Origin of the sequence: Epilithonimonas zeae (assembly GCF_023278365.1) — a bacterium.
Classification (GTDB): Bacteria; Bacteroidota; Bacteroidia; order Flavobacteriales; family Weeksellaceae; genus Epilithonimonas; species Epilithonimonas zeae_A.
Window position 1 is genome coordinate 3,792,225 of record NZ_CP075338.1, and the last position, 23,657, is coordinate 3,815,881.

Annotated in this window: 10 protein-coding genes; all 10 read left to right on the plus strand. The window is 33.8% G+C overall.

From position 1 onward, the window contains the following. The first annotated feature begins 16 nt into the window (after positions 1–16). The 10 genes from KI430_RS17345 (at position 17) to KI430_RS17390 (ending at position 23,357) form a co-directional block, all read left to right on the plus strand. Positions 17–5,740 (plus strand): GEVED domain-containing protein, encoded by a 5,724-nt coding sequence (locus KI430_RS17345; protein WP_248876134.1) that lies wholly within the window; start codon positions 17–19, stop codon positions 5,738–5,740. 212 nt (positions 5,741–5,952) lie between these two features. Beyond that, entirely contained in the window at positions 5,953–13,242 is a 7,290-nt protein-coding gene (locus KI430_RS17350) for a T9SS type A sorting domain-containing protein (protein ID WP_248876135.1), read from the plus strand. Between the two features lie 109 nt (positions 13,243–13,351). Then, positions 13,352–13,654 carry a hypothetical protein gene (locus KI430_RS17355; protein WP_248876136.1) on the plus strand — a complete coding sequence of 101 codons (303 nt, stop codon included), beginning with the start codon at positions 13,352–13,354 and terminating at the stop codon, positions 13,652–13,654. Positions 13,655–13,699: 45 nt separating this feature from the next. Further along, positions 13,700–14,305 carry a sugar transferase gene (locus KI430_RS17360; RefSeq protein WP_248876137.1) on the plus strand — a complete coding sequence of 202 codons (606 nt, stop codon included), beginning with the start codon at positions 13,700–13,702 and terminating at the stop codon, positions 14,303–14,305. Further along, entirely contained in the window at positions 14,298–14,909 is a 612-nt protein-coding gene (locus tag KI430_RS17365) for an acetyltransferase (protein WP_248876138.1), read from the plus strand. Before KI430_RS17360 ends, KI430_RS17365 begins: the two co-directional genes overlap by 8 nt. Positions 14,910–15,019: 110 nt before the next feature. Continuing rightward, positions 15,020–16,153 (plus strand): aminotransferase class I/II-fold pyridoxal phosphate-dependent enzyme, encoded by a 1,134-nt coding sequence (locus tag KI430_RS17370; RefSeq protein WP_248876139.1) that lies wholly within the window; start codon positions 15,020–15,022, stop codon positions 16,151–16,153. A gap of 21 nt (positions 16,154–16,174) precedes the next feature. Continuing rightward, on the plus strand, positions 16,175–18,106 hold the full coding sequence (locus tag KI430_RS17375; RefSeq protein WP_248876140.1) for a polysaccharide biosynthesis protein: 1,932 nt from the start codon (positions 16,175–16,177) through the stop codon (positions 18,104–18,106). Between the two features lie 87 nt (positions 18,107–18,193). After that, a complete protein-coding gene (locus tag KI430_RS17380) occupies positions 18,194–18,952 on the plus strand; it encodes a polysaccharide biosynthesis/export family protein (RefSeq protein WP_248876141.1) in 759 nt (252 codons plus the stop codon). Between the two features lie 515 nt (positions 18,953–19,467). Next, positions 19,468–21,837: a GumC family protein gene (locus tag KI430_RS17385; RefSeq protein WP_248876142.1), complete on the plus strand. Its 2,370-nt coding sequence runs from the start codon at positions 19,468–19,470 to the stop codon at positions 21,835–21,837. Between the two features lie 23 nt (positions 21,838–21,860). Continuing rightward, positions 21,861–23,357 carry a lipopolysaccharide biosynthesis protein gene (locus tag KI430_RS17390; RefSeq protein ID WP_248876143.1) on the plus strand — a complete coding sequence of 499 codons (1,497 nt, stop codon included), beginning with the start codon at positions 21,861–21,863 and terminating at the stop codon, positions 23,355–23,357. The last annotated feature ends 300 nt before the right edge of the window (positions 23,358–23,657 follow it).

Consider the following 23,657-nt stretch of genomic DNA (forward strand, 5'->3'; position numbering starts at 1 on the left):
GCAAAACATAAATTCGATGAAAAAAAATCTATTCTCCGCTTGGAAGTTGATGGGCTTTTCTGGTCTACAAACATTTCTTTTTTCTTGCTTTTTTTTAATCAGTTTCCATAGTTGGGGACAAGTTCTTACTGAAAATTTTACAACAGGTTTGCCTTCTAGTTATACAACTGGAAATATAGTTTTGAATTCTGGTAATTGGAATGGTACAGATGTTATTAATGGCTCAGGTGTGGCAGGATTTAGCGGCAGCTATTGTCAGCTAAGAAGTGCAACTGGTGCACAGATTACCTCTCCGATTATTGCTACGGGAGGAATAAGTACAATTCAGTTTAAAGCAAGAGGTAGTGCTACTACTAATGGTATTCAGGTAAATTATAGAATTAACGGAGGAAGTTGGACGGCAGCTACAGGTTCTCCTTTTGCTCCTACTAATTCTGGTGTAACAACATATACTGCTACTATAAATAATACAAGTAATAATATAGAATTCCAGTTTTACAGAACGGCTGGAACTATATATATTGATGATGTTGTTGTTAATGCTCCTGTAGTTAGTACTCCAACTTTAACAGCTTCGGGAACACTAAATGAAGCAACGCTTAACGGAGCAACAGTTGGATTAACACTCGGCAACGATACATTTGCAGACGCAACATTGAATGTTTCAAATTTTACTTTAAACAATGCGCCTTCTGGAGTAACTATTCAAAATGTTGCATATAATTCTTCAACAACAGCAACGCTCACATTAGCTTATAACAATACAGATTTTGATACTAATGTGACTAATTTTAGTATTACCATTAACGGAAGTGAACTTGCTTCTGCTTCAAATTTAACATCCAATAGTTTAAATATCACAGCAGTTACAGAAACACTTACTGTTAATACAGGGACTTTAGCTTTTGGAACAGTCTGTAATGGCTCTTCTAAGGAGCTTTCGTTTACTCTCTCAGGAACAGGACTCAAAGCAGGAACAATTAGCTTAGGTTCATTAGCTGGATATTCTTACTCTGAAACATCGGGTGGTATTTCTGTGACAGGCTTTTCGCATTCTGGTGGGGATCTCGCTTCGAAAACCATTTATGTTACGCTGACTCCAACTGCAGCTAATCAAACTTATAATGGAAATATTGCAGTTTCTGGTGGTGCAGCTACGGCTGTTAATAAAGCTGTTACTGGTAATTCCACAAGTACGGCTCAAGCCATCACAACTAATACAATTACGACATTTGCCCAAACTACTGCAACATTACGAGCTACATCAATCACCCAAGGGACTTGTCCTGCTTCTACAATTCAAGGTTTTGTTTATTCGATAAAATCTACTAATCCAACTCCGACAGTTGGAGGAACTGGTGTTACTAATGTGACAGTTACACTTGGTAATACAACTTATGGTGCAACTTCATTGTTAGAAGCAACTACTTATGCTGTTCAGGCTTATTTATATAATGGTACAACTTACACTTATGGAGGCGTACAGGAATTTACAACGACTTTTACAGGAACTCTTAATAATGTAACTAGTGCAACCGCTTGTTTAACAGACGATGGAGGAACGATTTTTTGGACTGCCCCTGTATCGGGAGTTGCTCCAACAGGTTATATGGTTTTTGCAGTTACAGGAGCAACAACACCTTCAGGAACGCCTACTACAACATTAGCAGATTATAGTTATGCGAACAGTAATTTTTTTGTCGCTACTAATAATGCAACACCCACAACGTTAGGCAAATTACTTTACAAAGGCACAGCTACATCTGTAGATATTTCCGGATTGACAGAGAATGGTATTTATTCATTCATGATTCTTGCCTACCAAGATGGTGCTTCTGTTAGAAGGTTTTCAAGTGGATCCGCAGGTTCGAGAGCTTTGAATCTTCTTGCTCAGGATGATGTGAAAACTTTCACAGGGACTCCATCAAATAATCAAGTGACTCTTGAATGGACACATAACACGGCAACTTGTTTTGACGAAGTTATGATTGTAGCCAATCAAGGCGCTGTAACTTATATTCCATCTGGAGACGGAAGCAGTATCATTGCTGATGATTCTTGGAATAATGCCGGCAATCAGGTGGTGTATAAAGGAACAGCTCTCAGTAAAGCAATAACTAATTTTACCAATGGAACAGAATATTGCTTCAAAATTTGGCTAAGAAAAGGAACAACTTGGAGCGATGGAACTAATGTCTGCGTTACACCAGAGATTACATACTGTGCTTCTTCAGGGAATACAGATTATAATACAGGAATCAGATATGTAAAATTTAATACAATTGAAAATACAACTGCTGCAACTAAAACTGTAGGATATACCAATTTTACAACACCAACGACAACAGTTGTAAAAGGAGAAACTTATCCATTAACGGTTCGTGTTAATACAGCTGGGGATTATATTGTATATAGTAAAGTTTGGTTTGACTGGAATCACGATGGCGATTTTGCTGACTCCGGAGAAGAATTTGATTTGGGAACAGCGACTAATGTAACAGATGGAGCGACATCTCTTTCGCCTCTTAGTATTGCAGTTCCAACAACTGCAGCATTAGGTGATATAAAAATGAGAGTGAGTGCAAAATATTTATCTGCTTCAACTTCTTGTGAAACGGGATTTGATGGGGAAGTAGAAGATTATATAGTTACAATTATTCAACCAACAAATCAGGAAATCAATATCAAAGGGAATAATATCAGTATTCCAAATAATTTTGATGAGCCTTATGGTCTTAATAATACACTATTCGCTGCGACTAATTTAGGAACCGATTCTGTGGAGAAAGAATTTGTGATTGAAAATTTAGGTTTAGCCAATCTTAATCTTACAGGAACACCAATTGTGAATATCACGGGACTTAATCCTTCCGATTTTATTGTTACACAACAAGCAGTTTCACCTGTAGTGAATGGAATTACTACATCATTTAAAATTAAATTTCATCCAACTGTTGCCGGACTCAGAGAAGCGAATGTAAGTATTGCGAATAATGATGCTGATGAAAATCCCTATGTCTTTAAAATTCAGGGAACGGGAACTTGTACCACTTCGCCTTCGATTACGGCATTTCCAGTAAGTGGGCCTGCCAATACTAAAGTTACATTTACAACTTCAGTTAATGATTTGACTGGTGCTGCTGTTACTTATAATGGAGCGAGTGTACCATTTGATCTCATATCATCAGGAAAGATCGAAACATTAATTCCCACAGGTGCAACTGATGCTAATTTTGTGGTAACGTTAGCAAGTGGATGCTCTTTCACTCAGGCTTTTGATGTGATTGATAATTTAGTTACAGATTGCGAAAGTGCTGGCGGAAGTGGAGGTTCTGTAACGCCGGCTTCTGATATTATTATTTACGAACTTTATGATGAGAACGGAGGTTCTGGTGGTATTGTTACACTTTATAACAGAACAGGTGCTACGGTTAACTTGAGTACTTATTCAATCCAGAGAGCCGGAGATTATGGTGGAACGTATACAACTTACGCTAATCTTACCGGAACTGTTGCATCTGGTGCTGTTGCAGTGATTGGAGTGAGTTCTTCTGTGTGTGGGTATGCGCCTACAGGTAACGGAAGTTTTGGTTCTACAGGATTTAATGCGAATGATGGATTTAGATTAATGAAAGGTTCCACGATTATAGATGATGTCCACGCACCCAATACAGTCGGCTATTATCTCAGAAGAAAAAATGAATATCTGTCTCCAAAAACTGTTTTTGATGCTAACGAGTGGACATCCCAGGTTTTATCCAGTGGACAATGTTTATCTTCTAGCGACGTAGCACAGCCGCCTGTGGCTAAAAATCCGCCGGTTGTCAATACGCAACCAACCTATTCTCTTTCTTGTGATGTTGTCGGTACGTCTTTAGCAATTACTGCAACGGAAGGTTTTGCCGGAGGAAATGGATTGGCTTATCAATGGTACGAGTTAGGAAATACCGGAAGTTGGACTGCTGTTTCAAACGGCGGTGTTTATTCTGGCGCAACATCGCCAACGTTGAATATTTCTGATGTCAATGGATTGGATAATTATCAATATTATTGTCAGGTAAGAGAAAATACACAGACTTGTTATACGGCAACCAAAGCTGTACAAATCAGGCCAGCATCTAATACTTGGGCAAGTAATGTCTGGTCAAACGGAACACCGGTTTTAGGGAGCAAGGTAATCATTGCAGGAAGTTATAATTCTCAAACTAATGGTGCTTTGGATGTTTGTGAGCTCACAGTGAGTTCTACAGGAATAATGCTTGTAAAACCAAATTATCCTATTAAAGTCAAAAAGAAAATTACCAATCAGAATTCTACGGTCAATAGTTTTGTAGTAGAAAGCGATGCTAATTTGATTCAGACGGATAATATAGCTAATGAAGGAACTATCAAGGTTGAGAGACAGGTTTCTGATATGAATAATGTAACCGGACATATCGATTATGTTTATTGGAGTTCACCGGTTGCTGGACAAACGATCAAAGGAACGAGTGGTTTCTCTCCGAATACACCTTCAAACGGTTATCTTCAGTATAACGAATCGACGGATAAATTTACGGTGACTTCTGATGCTACTTTCCAAACGGGGAAAGGTTATGCAATCCGAGCAGAAAATTCTTTGCCTGATGGATATGGCAAAACTTATAGCTTTACAGGAGTCCCAAACAATGGAAATCTTCAGTTCTCCAGTTTGCAAAAATCAGCAGGAGCAGACAAAGGCTATAATCTTGTCGGCAATCCTTATCCGTCTAATATCAGTTTCGATTTGCTTTACAGTTTGAATAGTTCCAAAATCTATAACACAGCCTGGTTCTGGACTAATATAGATTATACTGCTACGCAAATGGGCTCGGGATATACAGGAAACAACTATGCTGTCTTCAATGGTTCAGGAGGTGTGCCGCCGGCCTATGATTGGGCAGATTATGATCCTGAAAATCCAAGTGGTATCACACCAAATGGAAATATAAAAGTAGGACAGGCTTTTATTGTACAGGCGAAAACTGCTGGTGCATTAGATTTTAATAATGGAATAAGAATTACTGATAACGGGACTTTCTATCAAAAAGGTGTAACGAAAAATAGATTTTGGTTAACAATGAGATCTCCAAAAAATATGGTTAACACAATTTTGATTGGTTATATCCCAGGTGCAACCAATAATTACGAAACAGATTTTGATGGTGAATTATTTGTTGTAGGATCTGATTCTTTCTATTCAGTTTTAGGCGCTAAAAAATTAGCAATCCAAGGTAAAGAGGATAATTTTTCTAATGAAGATGTAGTAACTCTGGGGAATGTTTTTTCAGCTGACGGAAGTTATGTCATCAGTCTGCAAACACCAGAAGGTATTTTTGAGGGTAACCAAACTGTTTATTTAAAAGATAAATTGTTAAATAAATATATCAATCTAAGTACTGATACAAATTATACATTCACAGCAGTTAAAGGGACGGATGCAAGTAGGTTTGAGATTGTATATAAGGAAGATGCAGTTTTGAATACTGGAGCTAATTCCAAATCTGATTTTATCGTTTATAAAGATGGCAATAGTCAGGTTATCAAATCATCCAAAAAATTAGGCAAGATTGATATTTTTGATGCATCCGGAAAATTAATTAAAACAATTATTATAAATCATACCGAAGCCAAGGTTGATGTTAGTAACTTTTCAAACGGAGTTTATATCATGAAAATCGAAAACTCTGGAGATATAAAATCTAAAAAATTCATCAAATAGAATTTTATTTTCTAATATTAAAGGCACTTTTTAGTGCCTTTTCTTGTTTTTGTATCTGTCAAAAAAATCAAACACTTATTTGAATATTCGTATTTAATTTCTAGAATTGATAATTAATTAAAAATAAATTAACTTTTTTTATATGAGTATATAAAAATTAATTAATTTAGCGCCCTCATTTCTACTTTTTTAAAATAGAACCTTATATATCGATGAAGAAAAATTTATTTAATCAACAAAACACAAAAACTTTTTACCATCAATTTTTATTACTATTAATATTATTCCTTTACAGTAATGCTTGGGGGCAAGGTACTGAGTCATTTGTTAATATTACAACAGGACAAACAGGTTATGCTTCAAGAACATGGAATGGGGATAATGGGCAATCATGGACTGCAAGTGATGCTAGGACTGATCAAAGTATTAATACTGCAGCTGTAACTGTTAGAAATGGAGCTTTGACATTTGGTTTAACAACTGCACAAAAAAATGCTGGTATTGGTACATTGACGCTTAATGCTGCTGCAAAAGTAACTCCATCAGATAATGGTAGTTTAGAGCTAGTTATTAATGGTGTAACTGTAGGAACAAATAAAACTGTTACAGGAAGTACAACCACATCAGTTTCTTGGACTGGTATTAATGTAGCAACAATCACAAGTATTGTAATTAATCAAAAAACGTCAGGTGCAAGAATTACAATTGATGATATAAGTTGGACATCATATTCCGCAACACCCTGCTCTGGAACACCTGCGCCAGGAAATACTTTAGCTTCAGTTAATCCGGTTGTTTCTGGAAATACTACCGTTCTCTCGTTACAAAACTCAACAACAGGTTCTGGTGTGACATATCAATGGCAGAGTTCTGCTGATGGGGTTTCTTATAATAATATTTCAGGGGCAAATGCAAGTACATATACTGCTACGGTTAGTGCAAAAACTTGGTATCAATGTATTGTTACTTGTAGTGGTAGTTCCGGAACATCCAGTCCTGTAACAGTTAATATTGATTATTGTACACCAACTTATTCTTCTGGAGGTGCAAATGATATAATTACCAAGGTACAATTAAATACACTTAATGATACAACTATTCCCATTACTACACCATATTATTATGACAGAAGAAGTGCACAGAATGCAATCCCTGATTTACAGAGAGGGTCTACTAATACTGTTTTGGTTACGGTTGGTAATGATACTAATCAATATGGCCGCATTTGGATTGATTTTAATCAAAATGGCGTATTTGAGTCAGGAGAATCTTTTGCTACAGCCACTAATTGGGGGAACAATGGTACGGGAAGTATAAGTATAGTTGTTCCAACGGATGCTGTACTAGGTAATACAAGAATGCGTATCCGTGCAGGTGATGATAATTTGCCTTCAAGTTCTCAGGCATGTGGAGCTTCGGGATCCAACTACGGAAGAGCAGTAGATTATACTGTTAATATAACTGTATCTAGTGCCTCTACAACTGTAACTCCAACATCGTTAACAGGATTTAATGCAACAACAGCATCTGATTCTACACAACAAAGCTTTACAGTTTCTGGTGCAACTTTAGGGAGTAACACTATCACAATAACACCACCAACGGGTTATCAAATTTCTACAACCTCTGGTTCAGGGTATTCTTCCACACCTATTGTTTTAACACCAACTTCCGGAACAGTTGCGAGTACAACTATTTATGTTGTGCTTAAAAAAAGTTCTACAACAGGAGCTGCAAACGGTTCAATCACTGTAAGTTCTCCTGCGGTAACGCCAGATAAAACAATTAGTTTAACAGGTACAATTAGCAAGGCGACTTTCACGTCTGTGAATTCGGGGACTTGGGAAGCTGCTGCTAGCTGGGATCTTAACGCTGTTCCGGGTGCGGATGATAATGTGGTGATATTAGCAGCGCATACTATCACTGCTACAACTGCACAAACAAGAAATTCCGGAACTACAACTACAGTTTCCGGTGTGTTAGCGACCAATGATTCTTATCTTAATAACGGAACCACAACCATTAATGGAACGTTCCAGATCAATGCTAATGGCTGGGGCGGAGGTTCTAACGATTTTGTTTATGCATCATCTGGTAATTTGATTTTCGCTCATAATAATGGCTCCGAATACGGATCAATAGATGCAACTCATAGATATTGGCCGGCAACATCCGGTCCGGTCAATGTTACAATCAATTCCAATAGTCCCATTAACTTGGGAGTTGCAAGAACAGTGACTGGTATTTTACAAGTAGCAGCAGGATTTAGAAATCTTGGAAATATTACTGTCGGTACTAACGGTACATTAAGATTGAATTCTGGCTACAGCTGGCTTAATACCAATAGTAGTCCTATTTATGGAACATCATCCAAATTAATTTATAATTCTGGCGGTTCTCCGGGTAGAAGTAATGAATGGACGGCTAGCGCAGGAACAGTCGGAACAACAGCGGGTCTTCCTCAAGACGTGCAGGTCAGCAATAATACAGCCATTAATTTTCCGAATGGAAATACTGCAACAGGTGCTGGTACAGTTGTGGCGATGGCAGGAGGTATTGTCACAGTAGACAGTGGTTCTGCTATTTATCTGGATTATGGTACGAACGGAAATTCGGCGCTGATTGTTACTAAAGATTTATTATTAAACGGAAGTTTGTCATTAGGTAATGCTGAAGGTGGTAATATCACTGTTGGTGGAAACTGGACACAAGCAACAGCAGCAACTTTTTCTCCAAAAGGAAGAAGAGTAATATTTAACGGATCAGCAACGCAAACTATTACAAAAACAGGAGGAGGAACTTTGGATTTTGACAGAGTGGAAATACAGAAAACCAATGCTACAAATGTTTCTTTAAGCAGTTCAGCAGGAAATCTTACCAGCTTAAACCTGAATGGAACCTATCTTAATGCACTTGCTATTATAGGTTCTGGAACCGGTGGTCTGAATCTGAATGCTAATACTTTGACATTTAACAATGATGGAGGTGATATCTATGTAGATGCAGCAAAAACAATTGTGGCTTCTTCGGGTGCTGTTATTAATTTCAATGCAAATAAAAAAGTTTCTAATAACTCAGGAACAGGCAGTCTGACTTTTGCAGCTAATGCAATAATTAATATTAATAACAATGCGACAGTTGATTTCGGAAAATCCTCCGGTACTAATATTTCTACAGTAAATGGTGTTCTTAATATCGTTGGGAATGGATCTTCAGTTACTCCAAATGGTCCGATCTATGCAACAGGTTCCAAATTAGTTTATAAAACTGCAGGAATATATGCGAGAAAAGCAGAATGGAATGCGACTTCCGGTGCAGGTTATCCATATGATGTACAGGTTACAGCCAACACAACTTTGAATTATCCAAACACAGGATCCGGTGCTTTCTCCACAGCTTTAGGAATTGCCAGAGACTTAACTATCGACAGCGGTTCCTCACTTTATATGGATTATGGTAATGGTGGAAACAAAAGCGGATCGCTTACTGTTGGCAGAAATATTGTTAATAGTGGAAGCTTATCTTTAGGAGATTTTGCAGGTGGAGATTTATCTTTAGGAGGTAGCTGGGCAAGTTCTGGTACATTTATACCGAACAACAGAGCTGTTACATTTAGTGGAAGTGATGGTAATGATCAAACTATCAATAGCGCAACAACCTTTGATTATCTTACTGTCAACAAAACAAGCACCGGAAGTGTTGTTTTGGCTGCAAGTATTATCGTTAATAAAGATTTAACTTTAACTAATAAAAGTATTGTTCTCGGAACTAATAATTTAACACTTCCAAACAATACCTCTATAATAAGTTCAAATGCTAATTCTTATATCCAAGCCATAGGAACAGGTAAATTAATACGTCAGAGTGTAGATGGAACTAAAGATTGGACATTTCCAATGGGCGTGGCTGCAGCAGGAAGATATGCACCGATTACTATTAAGAATTTATCAGGAACTACAGATTTATCAGTGAATGTAAGTACATCAATTACTCCTACTGTTTCTGATGTAACCAGGGTATTAAGTACAAAGTGGTTTGTTACAACAACAAATAATGTTACTGCCAATATATACACAGAATGGCAGGGTGTTGCTGCTGAGACTAATAGTATGACAATACCAGCAACAGGAAGTTTAGCAACGACTGTTGCTGGAGCACCATATACTTTTTACAATGTAAATCTGGTTGCAAACAACACCACTGCTACAGCTGTTAGTCTATCCAATACCGCAGCGAACGGAATTGTAATCGGTAATGACAATGCAATCGCATTAGCGAATGACGATTGTTCTGGAGCAAATAATATTGTTATAAATGCAGCAGCTGTTACAGGGACAGTTGTTGGAGCTACTCAAAGTTTAGCTCCTACTTGTGGAGGTTCTGTGGCTTCAGATGTATGGTATAAATTTACGACTACAGATGCAGCTTATTATAAAATAGATGTTCAAGGTGCTATTTCTGGCTTTGATGCTGTTTTGGATTTACGCTCAGGTGCTTGTAATGGTACGTCAATTGCTTGTGCTGATGCTACAGGCGGAGGAGCAATAGAAACTATTACTCAATTATTAGATGCTAATACAACTTATTATTACCGTGTTTACAGATACTCAAACTCAACAATAGCAAATTATAGTTTTACTACATCAGTTACTTCATTGTCTACTATTATTGCTACACCTACAACATTAGCTTTTGGTAATGTTAGCTTTGATACTAATTCTGATAAAACATTTGCAGTTAAGGGCAGTTCTTTGAGTCCTGCAAATGGTAATATTTCAATTGCTGCTTTGTCAGGGTATAGCTATTCTTTAGATGGTATAACTTATTCATCTACAATCGATGTTCCTTATACTGGTGGCAATCTTTCAGAGAAAACAATACATGTAAGATTTCATCCTACATTGACTTGTACAGATTATAATGGCAATATTGTTTTATCAGGAGGAGGAGCAACTTCGGTTAATGTTTCTGTAATAGGGAAAGGAGTTGTTTCTGCAACTGTAGCTACGGATATAACAGCAAGTACATTTACAGCTAATTGGAATGCAGTGGCTGGAGCTGTAGGGTATGAACTGGATGTTTATAAAAAGGTTGTCAATCCAAATGCTACAGAGTTATTTATTTCGGAATATGTTGAAGGATCAAGCAATAATAGATATATTGAAATATTTAATGGTACAGGTAATACAGTTGATTTAAGTGATTACCAGTTAAGATTGTATGCAAATGGAAGTAGTACGCCAACTAGTTTGACACTCTCTGGGAATTTAGAAAACAACTCTACGATTGTTTATAAGAATAATTTAGCAACCATTTATACAGGAATAGCGACTGTTGCTGCAACTGTGATTAATTACAATGGAAATGATGCTGTAGCTTTGTATAAGGTTTCTACTGCATCTAATGTTGATATTTTTGGAAAGATTGGTAATGACCCAGGAACAGCGTGGACTGGAGCAGGAGGTTATTCCACTTTAGATAAAACATTAAGAAGAAAATCTTCCATATTAAATGGAGTTACTGTTAACCCAGCAGGAACAGGATCATCAGCTTTTACAACTCTTACCACAGAATGGGACGTATATAATATTGATAATATTTCTGGTTTAGGTTCTCATGATTTTGATGGAGGTACAAAATATACATACATTGTTCAGGACGAAAATGTAGGTAACGTAACTTCACATACAATTACAGGGCTTGATGCAAACACTGAATATTATTATGTGGTAAGAGCAATCACTGCAACTTGCGAGTCATCTAATTCTAATGAAATTAAAGTAACAACAACCAATACTATTATCTGGAACAATAATGCTTGGACCAATACAACAGGGCCAAATACAACTTTAGATGCAATTATCAGAACGCCTTATTATGTGAAAGCTAATTCAGATGAATTTGCAGTACACAATTTAACAATAGAAAATACAGGTTTGTTGAAAATTAAATCCGGACACGGAATTACTGTAAGTGGCGACATTACAACACCTGATAATAAAATAATTATTGAAAGTGATGCAAGTCTTACTCAGACGAAAATTGCTAACGGAAACAGTAATAATAAAGCTATCGCGAAAAGAAATGTAAAAATGAAAACTCTTGATTATACTTATTGGAGTTCTCCTTTACAAGATCAGATATTGCTCAACACAACTAACGTGAATGCTGCAAACAGTAGTGGTGGTTTCTCTGCAGGAACTCCAAATAATAGAACTTATGAATATAATGAGGTAACAGATAATTTCAAAGCTACAACCAATGCAACATTTGTTCCTGCAAAAGGTTATGCAATTAGAGGTAAATCAACCTATGGGACTGTACTTGCAGTGGATTCTTTAACTTTTAATGGAAATCTTCATAATGGTGATTATTCCATCCAAATTCAAAAATCTAAGAATACAACAGGTGCCGGAGGTGCAATTTATGAACACGGTTATAATTTGATTGGTAATCCTTATCCATCTAATATTAACTTCATAAAGTTGTATAATTTAGATCAAGGAAATGGCAGTAAAAATAATGATGTAATTTATGGTAAGGCTTGGTTCTGGACCAACTTCTCTGCAAGTGGAACACAGGCAGGTTCATCTTATGCAGGTAACAATTATGCAACTATTACGCTTGCCGGTGGAACATCTCCTACCAGTGTAGATTCTGCTGAAGGAAATCCAATTCCTAATGAGTTTATAAAAGTAGCACAAGGTTTCATTGTGCAAATGAGAGGGACGCCTCCAACAGGAACTACACCTAATCTTGGAACAGTGAAATTTGATAATTCAATCAGAACCAATAATAACACAGGGCATTTCTACAACAATAATAAAAATGCTGATGAAGAAATCAATCGTTACTGGGTTAAGATAGTTTCTCCTTATAATATTGCGAATACAATTTTGATAGCCCATATGGATGGTGCAACAAACAACTATGATGCTGATTATGATGCTGATTTGTTAGCAGTAGGTGATGATTCATTCTACTCAAAGGTTAACGCTCAAAAGTTACAAATCCAAGCGAGAAATAATCCATTGAATAACGAAGATGTTATTGCATTGGGAACTAAACATGCAATGAGTGGACTTTATAAAATAAGTTTGGGTAATAGAGAGGGTATTTTTGCTGGTAGTCAAAAAATCTATTTGAGAGATAAGCTAACAGAAACATATACAGATCTTACTATTCAGGATTATTCGTTCAATGCAAATCAAGGAATAGATGATAACAGATTTGAAATCGTGTACAAAAATAAAGAGGTTTTGGGAAGTGAAAGTATCGGAAAATCTGATTTCCTGGTATATAGAGACGGAAATAATTTTGTTGTAAAATCATCCAATAATTTGGGTAAGGTTGAGCTGTATGATGTAACTGGAAAATTGGTACAATCGAGATATTCTTCGGACAAAGAAGTTAAATTCGACAGTTCTGTACTTATTTCAGGAGTATATATTATAAAGGCTGAAAATTCTGGAAATATCAGAACGAAAAAAATAATTAAGTAAATATTTCTTAAAAGTATTGTTAATATTATTTAATGTTAATAATTTTAAGGATTTTGTTAAATTTTTATATCTTTACAACCTGAAAAATATGTTTAGTTTTAAACCATCGATGAGAAAATATTTAATCTTAATATACCTGAGTTTAAGTGTAATGTCTTTTGCTCAATTTAAGGAGAATGCTTTTGATAATGAGCAATCCAAAGTTAGTCAGGAAAATGCTGTTAATCAAACTTCAGCATTTGAAGAAGAACCAACAACAGCATCAGCATTACCTCCAGGTGGTGAACAGCCGGAAGGTCCAGGTAACCCTGGTGAACCAGTTCCTATTAATGGATTTGTTCCGGTGTTGTTATTAACTGGTATTATGTTAGCAATATATTATCAAAGAAAAAAGAATAAAATTAATATTTAAATTTTTAAATCCGAAATTTCAATAATTTCGGATTTGTTTTACCTGATGTATAAAATTTTCATAAAACCTTTGTTTGACTTTGTTTTTGCGTTTTTACTTGTTCTGATACTATCTCCTGTATTTGTAATAATAATTATCCTATTATATTTTTTCAATCAGAAGAATGTATTTTTTTTACAAGATCGGCCGGGTAAAAATGAAAAGGTTTTTAAAATTATAAAATTCAAGACCATGACGGATCAAAGAGATGAGTTTGGAAATCTTTTATCCGATGAATTGAGACTTACAAAGTTAGGTAAGTTTGTCAGAAAAACTTCTTTGGATGAGTTACCACAATTAATCAATGTTGTAAAAGGCGATATGAGTTTTATTGGTCCAAGACCTCTCTTAGTTCATTATCTTCCATTATATAATGAAGAGCAGAAAAAAAGGCACAATATAAAACCAGGTATTACCGGCTGGGCTCAAGTCAATGGGCGTAATGCAATTACCTGGCAACAGAAATTTATATTTGATGTTTATTATGTAAACAATTTAAGCTTACTTTTAGACTTAAAAATATTTTTATTGACCATAAAAAAAGTAATCAAAAGCGAAGGGATCAACACAGCTGGTGTAGCAACTACAGAAAATTTCAAAGGGAATGAATAAAGAAGTTTGTATTTTGGGCGCGGGAGGACACGCAAAAGTAGTAATTGAAGTAGCTGAGGATTTAGGTTATAAAATTACTGGTATTTATGATCAGAATATAAATGTTACAACTATATTAGATTATAATGTCTCCAATGACATTGATTCTTTATTACTAAAAGAGAATATATTTTACGCATTTGGAAGTAATTATAATAGAAAAAGTAATTCTCTAAAATATAAATCTGCTGATTTTAATTTAATACATCCTCATTCTATAATATCCAGAACTGCTGTTTTTGGTTACGGTAATGTAGTAATGGCTGGAACGGTGATTAATTCTTCTGTTCAAGTAGGAAATCATTGTGTTATCAATACTTCTGCCTGTATAGACCACGACTGTGAAATTGAAGATTTTGTACATATTTCGCCCAACGCTGCTCTTGCGGGTAATGTAAAAGTCAAAGAAGGTGCTCAGGTCGGTATTGGTGCCTCTATTAAACAAAATGTAACAATTGGGAAATGGTCTGTAGTGGGAGCCGGTGCTGTTGTTATCAATGATGTGCCTGATAATGTGATAGTAGTAGGAAATCCTGCGAAAATAATAAATAACATTCCAAAATAGTATAAATATTATTTTCTATCAGGTTAAATAATTTTCCGTAATAAAGTTAAATAATATTAACTTTGTTAATAATAAAATAAATTTGGGCGATTCTAAATTAGTCACTATTAATGAAATCTAAAATCTGGTTATCATCTCCGCATATGGGTGGTGGAGAAATGAAATATGTTCAAGAAGCATTCGATCAAAATTGGGTTGCTCCGTTAGGAAAAAATGTAGATGAGTTTGAAACTGCAATAGAAAATTTTCTTAATGAAAATAAGTTTGTTTCTGCACTTAGTTCAGGAACTGCAGCTTTACATTTAGCATTGGTTCAATTAGGTGTCGGATATGGAGATGAGGTAATTTGCCAATCGTTTACTTTTTCGGCTTCTGCTAATCCAATTAAATATTTGGGAGCCAATCCTGTCTTTGTCGATTCTGATGAATCTAATTGGAATATGTCACCGGTTTACTTAGAACAAGCTATCCAGGATAGAATCAAAAAAAATAAAAAACCAAAAGCCGTTATTGTTGTTCATCTTTATGGTATGCCAGCAATGATGGATGAGCTTTTGGAAGTATGTAATAAATATGATATTCCATTAGTAGAAGATAGTGCTGAAGCCTTGGGTTCTACTTACAAAGGCAGACAGTGCGGAACTTTTGGAGAATTTGCTTTACTTTCTTTTAATGGCAATAAAATTATTACAACGTCTGGAGGAGGTGCCTTAGTAACTAATACCAAGGAACAAAAAGATAAAACAATTTTCTTGTCAACTCAAGCAAGAGACAATGCACCCCATTATCAGCACTCGGAGATTGGATATAATTATAGATTGAGTAACATTTGCGCCGGAATTGGTAGAGGACAAATGGAAGTTTTAGAACAAAGAGTGCAAAAGAGAAGACAGAATCATGATTTCTATAAAGAATTATTTTCAAATATAGAAGCGGCTAATGTTTTTTCAGAAATAAGTTCAGATTTCTATTCCAATCATTGGTTAACAAGTATTACAATTAATCCAACCCTTACAGAAAAAACCAATCTGGAATTAATGACTGCATTTGCAGAAGAAAATATAGAAACGCGTCCATTGTGGAAACCGATGCACCTTCAGCCAGTTTTTAATGATTGTCCATATTATGGAGAAACTGTTGCAGAAGATTTATTTAAAAGAGGCCTATGTCTTCCTTCAGGATCTAATTTAACAAATGATGATAAAAAAAGAATTAATGAAGTAATAAGTAAATACCAATTTTAAAAAAATAACTAACCAAATAAAATGGATAAGGTTAAAAATCCTAAAAGATTTTCACTGAATGATAACGTACTGGATCTTGCTGACTTAAAATTTTTGCCAAGATGGGTCATCTTAGTTATTGATATATTAATATTGATTCTTTCTCTTACTGTGTCTCATTTACTTATAATGGGGTTAGAGGTAAAACATTATAATGTTTTTCCTTTACTCTATGTCTTTATGTTTCTTATTTCAGTTAATGTTTTTTATATGTATATATTTAAAACTTATCTTGGAGTCATAAGACATTCTACTTTTGTTGATTTATTTAAAATATTTCTGGCAAATCTTTGTAGTAATTTAACCATCATTATAATCAACTATACTTATTATTTTGGGTCACAGCAAAAAGTGGTATTAATACCTTTTTTGGGGTTATATTTTGCAATCTCATGTCTTTGTTTATTTGTTTTCAGACTTTGTGTGAAAGGTGGATTTAATCTCATTAAAGAAAATAAGAGAAGCCTTAGCAGAAAGAAAATTTATATACTAGGCGATGATGACTTGTCCGTTGCTATTGCTCAGGTTATTCTTTCCAGTCCCAATTTACCTTTTGATATTCAAGGTTTTATATCTTACAGTAATAAAAAAGTAAATATAAAACTATTAGATAAAAAAATTATTACCAAACAGAATTTCATTAATAATTTAAGAAATGGGATTAGTGATATTAATGGAGTTTTGGTTATAAAAGAAGCACTTCAGAAAGATGAATTAGAGTTTTGGGTTAATTTATTTTTAGAATATAATCTTAAGATTTACAAAGCACCGGCAATGCAGAAGCTTAGGACAAACGACATTATTAATAATATCAAGACTATTCAAATTGAAGATTTGCTTAACAGAAAACAAATTAAGTTAGATAATCTTGAAGTTAAAAAAAGACACTTCCAAAAAACAATTTTAGTTACAGGCGGAGCGGGCTCAATAGGTGGTGAAATTGTAAGGCAAGTGGCACTTTTAGAGCCTTTGCAAATCATTATTTTAGATCAGTCAGAAACGCCGCTTTATGATACTGAATTGGAGATGAGAGAGTTATATCCTCATATTAATTTTAAATTTATTTTGGCAGATATCTCTAATCTTAGTCGATTGGAACCCTTGTTTGCTAAATATAATTTTTCGATGGTTTATCATGCTGCTGCTTATAAGCATGTTCCATTGGTTGAAGATAATCCCCATGAGGCAGTTTTAGTTAATGTTTTAGGAACTAAAAACTTGGCTTTGCTTTCAAACAAATATAATGTTAACCGTTTTGTAATGGTTTCAACGGATAAGGCTGTTAATCCAACTAATGTAATGGGAGCCTCCAAGAGAGTGGCAGAATTATTTGTTCAATCTCTTCAGAATTTAGAAGGAAATACTACAAAATTCATCACAACACGTTTTGGAAATGTTTTGGGATCAAATGGATCTGTCATCCCCCATTTTAGAAAGCAAATAGAAAAAGGAGGTCCTGTTACAATTACTCATCCTGAAATTGTGAGGTATTTTATGACCATCGCAGAAGCTTGTGAATTAGTATTGCATGCCGGAACAATGGGAGCGGGAGGTGAGATATATGTTTTTGATATGGGAGATCCTGTCAAAATATTAGAACTAGCAAAAAGAATGATTAAACTTTCAGGCTTCGAGCCGGATATTGATATTAAAATTATTTATACTGGATTGAGACCAGGCGAAAAATTATACGAAGAGCTTCTAAGTGATAATGCAAGAACTTTACCTACTTCTCATGATAAAATTATGATTTCTAAGGATCCGTCTATGCAATTCGCAGAAATAGATGAATTAACAGATCTTGTGATAGAGTTTTCTAAAAAAGAAGAAAAGCAGGAAATAGTAAGAATACTAAAATCTATAGTTAAAGAATTTAAAAGCAATAATTCTATATATGAATCGTTAGATAAATAAGTAATCCCTATATTTGCAAACCTTCAGTTAAGAATTATATATATGAGAAGAGCTTTATCCATAATTTTTATGGCGTCGTTGTTTTGTATGATATTTTCGTGTAAAGTAAAAGAAGATATCGATTACATGAAGAACATAGAACAGACGGCAATTCAAACCTCAATCCAAACTTCTACTTTCACTATTCAACCAGGCGATCAATTGGTAATAAGCGTGTCTGCAAAAGATAATGATGTAGTAAGACCTTTTAATCAAAATTATTCCGCAAGCGAGATTTCACAGTACTCTCTTCCAAGTACCAATCTTCCTATGCAGTCTCAATCTTCTTTTACAGGGCCTACTTATCTGGTAGATTCTAAAGGTGATATCTTATTCCCTATCATAGGAAAAATGAATACAACGAATAAAAGAATCGAAGAATTTCGCGATGAATTACAAGATAGACTTAAACAATATGTGAAAGATCCTGGCGTAATAGTGAGAAATACAAATTTTAAAGTGACAGTTTTGGGAGAAGTTAATAAAGCTGGTACTTATGTCATTCCAGATGGACAACCTACTACAATTTTAAGCGTACTTGGGATGGCAGGAGATTTAACAATATACGGTTTAAGAAAAAATATTCTGATTGTCCGAAATGTTGATAGTAAAACAACCAGCCAGTATATTGACATAACCAGCGCAGAATTTATAAATTCTCCATTCTATTATGTGAAACAAAATGATGTAATATATGTTTCTCCTAACAATACAAAGAAAAACTCATCATCTTTTGGACCTCAAGCCGGAATATTCATTTCGATAGCTTCAGTAGTAGTTGGTTTGCTAGCATTGCTTTTTAGATAATATTTATTATTTCTATTTTCAAATGGAAAAAACAGGTAATCAGCAAATGATTGGTATTGAATACTTCATCGGGTGGGATTGGTCGAAAAGTTATTTATTTCTAACAAAACTAGTACGTTGCTTGGTAATTATATATGTTTTTACAAAAACTTCTAATGCTGGATATATTAAAAAATCTGTTATAGCAAAAGATATTCAAAAATATTTTTGGAATACAATTATGAACGGTATACTAAGAAAGTCATTTCTTCTTGTTACTATTATGAGATACAAAACTTTTTTATACAAAGTACAGAGTGAAAGATTACATTTCAAAATACCCATACAATAATCTATAGCATTCAATGAAACTACTTAAGAAAGCAATACTAAATATTTTGCCTGATTTTCTTAAAACTAAATATGAATATATAATTCTAGATACAGTTCTATTATTATCTGAGAAAAATATTTTTAAAATATCAGATTATGGTAATAAGTATGTCTGTGGCTATAATAATAAATAAGCTTTTTAAATGGATAACGTAAAGAAAAAAGAAGAAGAATTTAATTTAAGAGAACTTATAAAACCCTACCTTAAAAAATGGTATTGGTTTGTTATCAGTATTTTTATAACACTTGTTTTAGCAGTTGTTTATGTGAAGTTTACGACTCCGTTGTACAGTATAAAATCATCAGTACTTATAAAAGATGCAAAAAAAATGTCTTCTGCATCTGGGGATTTTGGAGTATTGTCTGGGCTGGGTGGGTTCGCAGGAATGGGAACCAACAGTATAGAAAATGAGTTAGAAATTTTCAAATCTAAAAAGCTAGTACAAGACGTTGTACAGAATCTTAAGCTACAAATCAGTATTTTTTCAAAAGAAAAATATCACGATGTTGAAATTTATAAAGATACTAATCCATTTAATATTTATTTGGTAAGTGAAAAAAAATATGAGGAACTTCCGAAAAAACCTGTTAACATTAAGATAGAAAATAATGGGAAAATCACATTGTCGTCTGATGAATGGGAAAAAGATATTATAACAACTTATAATAAAACAGTTAGTCTTCCTTATGCAAATATTATAGTTGCCAAGAATCCAAAATTTAATTCTAAAAAAGTAAAGAAGATGAATTTAAATGAATTCTACTTTACTTTTTCTACATTGGATGATATTGTAGAAAGTTATCAAAAGGCATTAGATGTTGATCTAGTAGATAAGGATGCTACGATCATTGGTCTGTCAATGATTTATCCGAACAAGGAAAAAGCAATGGACATATTAAATGATATTGTCAGAATTTATAATGATTATGCGATAGTTGATAAGAATACAGAATCTAAGAAAACAAAAGATTTTATTGACGATAGAATTTCCCTTATTTCAAAAGAATTAGGAAATGTTGAAAATCAAAAAGAAAGCTTTAAAATCAATAATGATATTGTAGATATTCAGTCAGAAGCTAGGCTTAATTTGCAGATTAGTACTGATGCTGAAAGACAGATGTTACAGCTGAGTACTCAAATTGAGTTGGCGAATATGCTTTTAAATTTTCTCAATGATCCGAAAAATAGGTATTCTGTATTGCCAACAAATATCGGATTTGAGCCCACTGCAGCTTCTGCAGCTACTTCTGCAATCAATTTGTATAATGGAGCAGTTATAGAGAGAAACCGTTTGTTAGAAAACGCAACTCCAGAAAACCCATTGGTTATAGAAAATGCTAAAAAATTAGAAGCTTTGAGAGGATCACTTAAAGAGAGTTTGTTAAGAAGTAGAAATGCTTTTGAAGTTACAAGAGCCAGTGTTTCAAGTGAAAAAAGTAGTAGAGATATTAAAATCAATAAAGTTCCTACGCAGGAAAAATTATTTAGAAATATAGAAAGACAACAGCAAATTAAAGAAAGTCTTTACCTTCTTTTATTGCAAAAAAGAGAAGAAGCGGCTATCTCAATGGCAATTACAGGCAACAAAGCTAGGGTTGTAGATCATGCCTATGCTCTGAAAAAACCAGTGGCACCAAAAAAGATGATTTCTGTTTTAGGGGCGTTAATTTTGGGAGCTATTATACCATTCGCATTTATTTATATCAAAGAATTGTTGAATAATAAAGTTGTCACCAAACATGATTTGGATAAACTGATGGATAATTCTGTTCTTGCCGAAATACCTAGAATGGCTAAAAATGAAGGACATCTAATAATGCAGAATGATGTTTCTCCTTTAGCAGAAGCATTTAGAATACTGGTAACAAATATCAAGTTTATGTTACCTAAAAAAGACTCTGCGAAAGTCATTTTTATTACTTCAACAATAAAAGGCGAGGGGAAAACTTTTGTCTCGGTTAATCTTTCCTTAGCGATAGCAAACTCTCAAAATAAAGTTTTAGTAATTGGGTCCGATATTAGAAATCCTCAACTTCAGAGATATAACCCGGCGATGAAAAATGCGAAAGGTTTGACAGAGTTTCTTTATGGAGAAATAGATGATGCACATTCTATTATTTATCCTAGTGAAATAAATCCTAATTGTGATTTTATATATTCTGGAAGCATTCCTCCCAATCCAGCTGATCTTTTGCAAAATGGTAGATATCAAATACTTCTGGATAAAGTTAAGCATGATTATAACTACATTATTTTGGACACAGCTCCACTGATGTTGGTTACTGACTCTTTCCTTATTTCTAGTGTTGCAGATGCTACTATATATGTAACTAGATCTGAAGTTACGGAAAAAACATTCATCGATTTTGCTAATAAAAATGTAGAATCTGAGAAGATCAAAAATGTTGGTTTTGTTTTGAATGACATTCATAAAACTAATTTTGGCTATGGTAACAAATATGGTTATGGTTATCAAGCAGAAGAAAAAAAATGGTGGCAATTTTTTAGTTAAATTAATCATTGATTAAATTAATAATGGTTGGTTCTTCAAGTAAACTCACAATTAATGCTTTATCTGCAGTAGTACAAGTTGTTTTTACAGCATTGTTGTACTTCTTTTTGTATAGATATTTGTTAGCTAGTATTGGAGTTAAACAATTAGGGGTATGGTCTCTCATATTATCTTTCTCCTCCATTGCTAACTTAGCAAATATGGGACTGACTTCTGGATTAGTTAAGTTTGTAGCTGAATATATTTTAGAAGATGACAAAACTAAACTTGGGAAACTTATTTTTACTTCTATTGTATCAATGTCTGTTTTATTTGTTACTTTAAGTTTAATTATACTTTTTAGTGCGCAGTTTTTTTTAGGGTATGTAATTGATGAAAATTTTCTTGATATTGCTTTAGAAATCCTTCCTTATTCGTTAGCATCTCTATCTATCAATGCTATTGGAGGAGTTTTTACATCTATTTTGGAAGGATATCAAAAAAATTATATCAGAAATTTTATTTATATCATTTCTGGCATAATAATGTATGTTGGGGTTATTATTCTAACTCCTTTATTCGAACTTAAAGGGGTAGCAATAGCACAATTATTACAATCAGTGTTTATTCTTGTAGTTGCACTTGTATTTACTATAATTATAAATCCGAATAATAAAATAAGATATTGGAGATGGAGCTCAGCATCATTCAAAGAATTGTTTGATTATGGATATAAATTTCAAGTAGTTTCAATATGTCAAATGTTGTATGAACCTGCTACAAAATTACTTTTAAGTAAATATGGAGGGTTAGCATTTCTAGGGCATTATGAGATGGCAACAAAAGTAGTAAGCCAGTTTAGAGCTTTGTTAACCAATGCGAATCAAGTTGTTGTACCTGTTGTCGCAGAAAAGGCAAAATCACAGGAATCTTCTTTCTTACAAGTTTTTTATATTAAAATGAATCGTATTTTATTACTTTTCAATTTACCATTATCCACTACATTAATTTTAGCGGCTCCATTCATTTCTTTGATTTGGTTGGACGATTTTAATTTTGATTTCATTTTTTCTCTTTTAGTTCTAGCTGTAGCAACTTTTATTAATATTATGTGTGGTCCAGCTTACTTCAGTTCAATGGGACAAGGAAGATTGAATATTTTAATATTAGTTCATGTAGGAATGGCTATTGTAAATATTGCTTTAGGGATTTTATTGGGTTTCTACACTGGAGGATATGGAATTATAATAGCTTGGGCAATAGCTCTTTCAGGAGGGTCTTTAGTTTTGATTTTGAATTATAATAAAACATTGAAAGTCAGATTTTTTGATGTTTTTCAAAAAGAAGAATATAAATTATTAATAATAGGTGTTGTAATTTTTATAATTAATTTTTTACTATATCATTTCATACCTATTGAAAATAAAATTATTAAGATAATTATCAGCTTATCTACACTTTTTCTATATTTACCTTTGATTTTAAAGAATGAAAATGTTAAACAGACAATTTCATCAGTAAAAAGTAAAAAGCATGTTTGATAGATCATATTTACAAAATCCATTTCAAGAATACATTAGATGGATAATAACAAAAATAAAATATCAGTCTAAGTATGAGTTTCTTAGGATTGGATATATGTCCAAATTATATAATATTACTTTTGGTAAATATAATTGGGTTGGTAATAATGTTATTATGATTAATTCTTCTATTGGAGACTTTACATATATTTCGGATAGTTCTGTAATTAGTGAAACTGTTATGGGCAAATTTTGTTCAGTTGGTCCTAATGTTAGAACAGCGCCTGGAAAACACCCAACACATACTTTTGTAAGTAC

Bases quoted from the DNA above. Each gene is read 5' to 3' on its own strand.
- KI430_RS17355 (WP_248876136.1), top strand. From the start codon at position 13,352: ATGAGAAAATATTTAATCTTAATATACCTGAGTTTAAGTGTAATGTCT.
- KI430_RS17360 (WP_248876137.1), top strand. From the start codon at position 13,700: ATGTATAAAATTTTCATAAAACCTTTGTTTGACTTTGTTTTTGCGTTT.
- KI430_RS17375 (WP_248876140.1), top strand. From the start codon at position 16,175: ATGGATAAGGTTAAAAATCCTAAAAGATTTTCACTGAATGATAACGTA.
- KI430_RS17390 (WP_248876143.1), top strand. From the start codon at position 21,861: ATGGTTGGTTCTTCAAGTAAACTCACAATTAATGCTTTATCTGCAGTA.
- KI430_RS17385 (WP_248876142.1), top strand. From the start codon at position 19,468: ATGGATAACGTAAAGAAAAAAGAAGAAGAATTTAATTTAAGAGAACTT.
- KI430_RS17350 (WP_248876135.1), top strand. From the start codon at position 5,953: ATGAAGAAAAATTTATTTAATCAACAAAACACAAAAACTTTTTACCAT.
- KI430_RS17345 (WP_248876134.1), top strand. From the start codon at position 17: ATGAAAAAAAATCTATTCTCCGCTTGGAAGTTGATGGGCTTTTCTGGT.
- KI430_RS17365 (WP_248876138.1), top strand. From the start codon at position 14,298: ATGAATAAAGAAGTTTGTATTTTGGGCGCGGGAGGACACGCAAAAGTA.
- KI430_RS17380 (WP_248876141.1), top strand. From the start codon at position 18,194: ATGATATTTTCGTGTAAAGTAAAAGAAGATATCGATTACATGAAGAAC.
- KI430_RS17370 (WP_248876139.1), top strand. From the start codon at position 15,020: ATGAAATCTAAAATCTGGTTATCATCTCCGCATATGGGTGGTGGAGAA.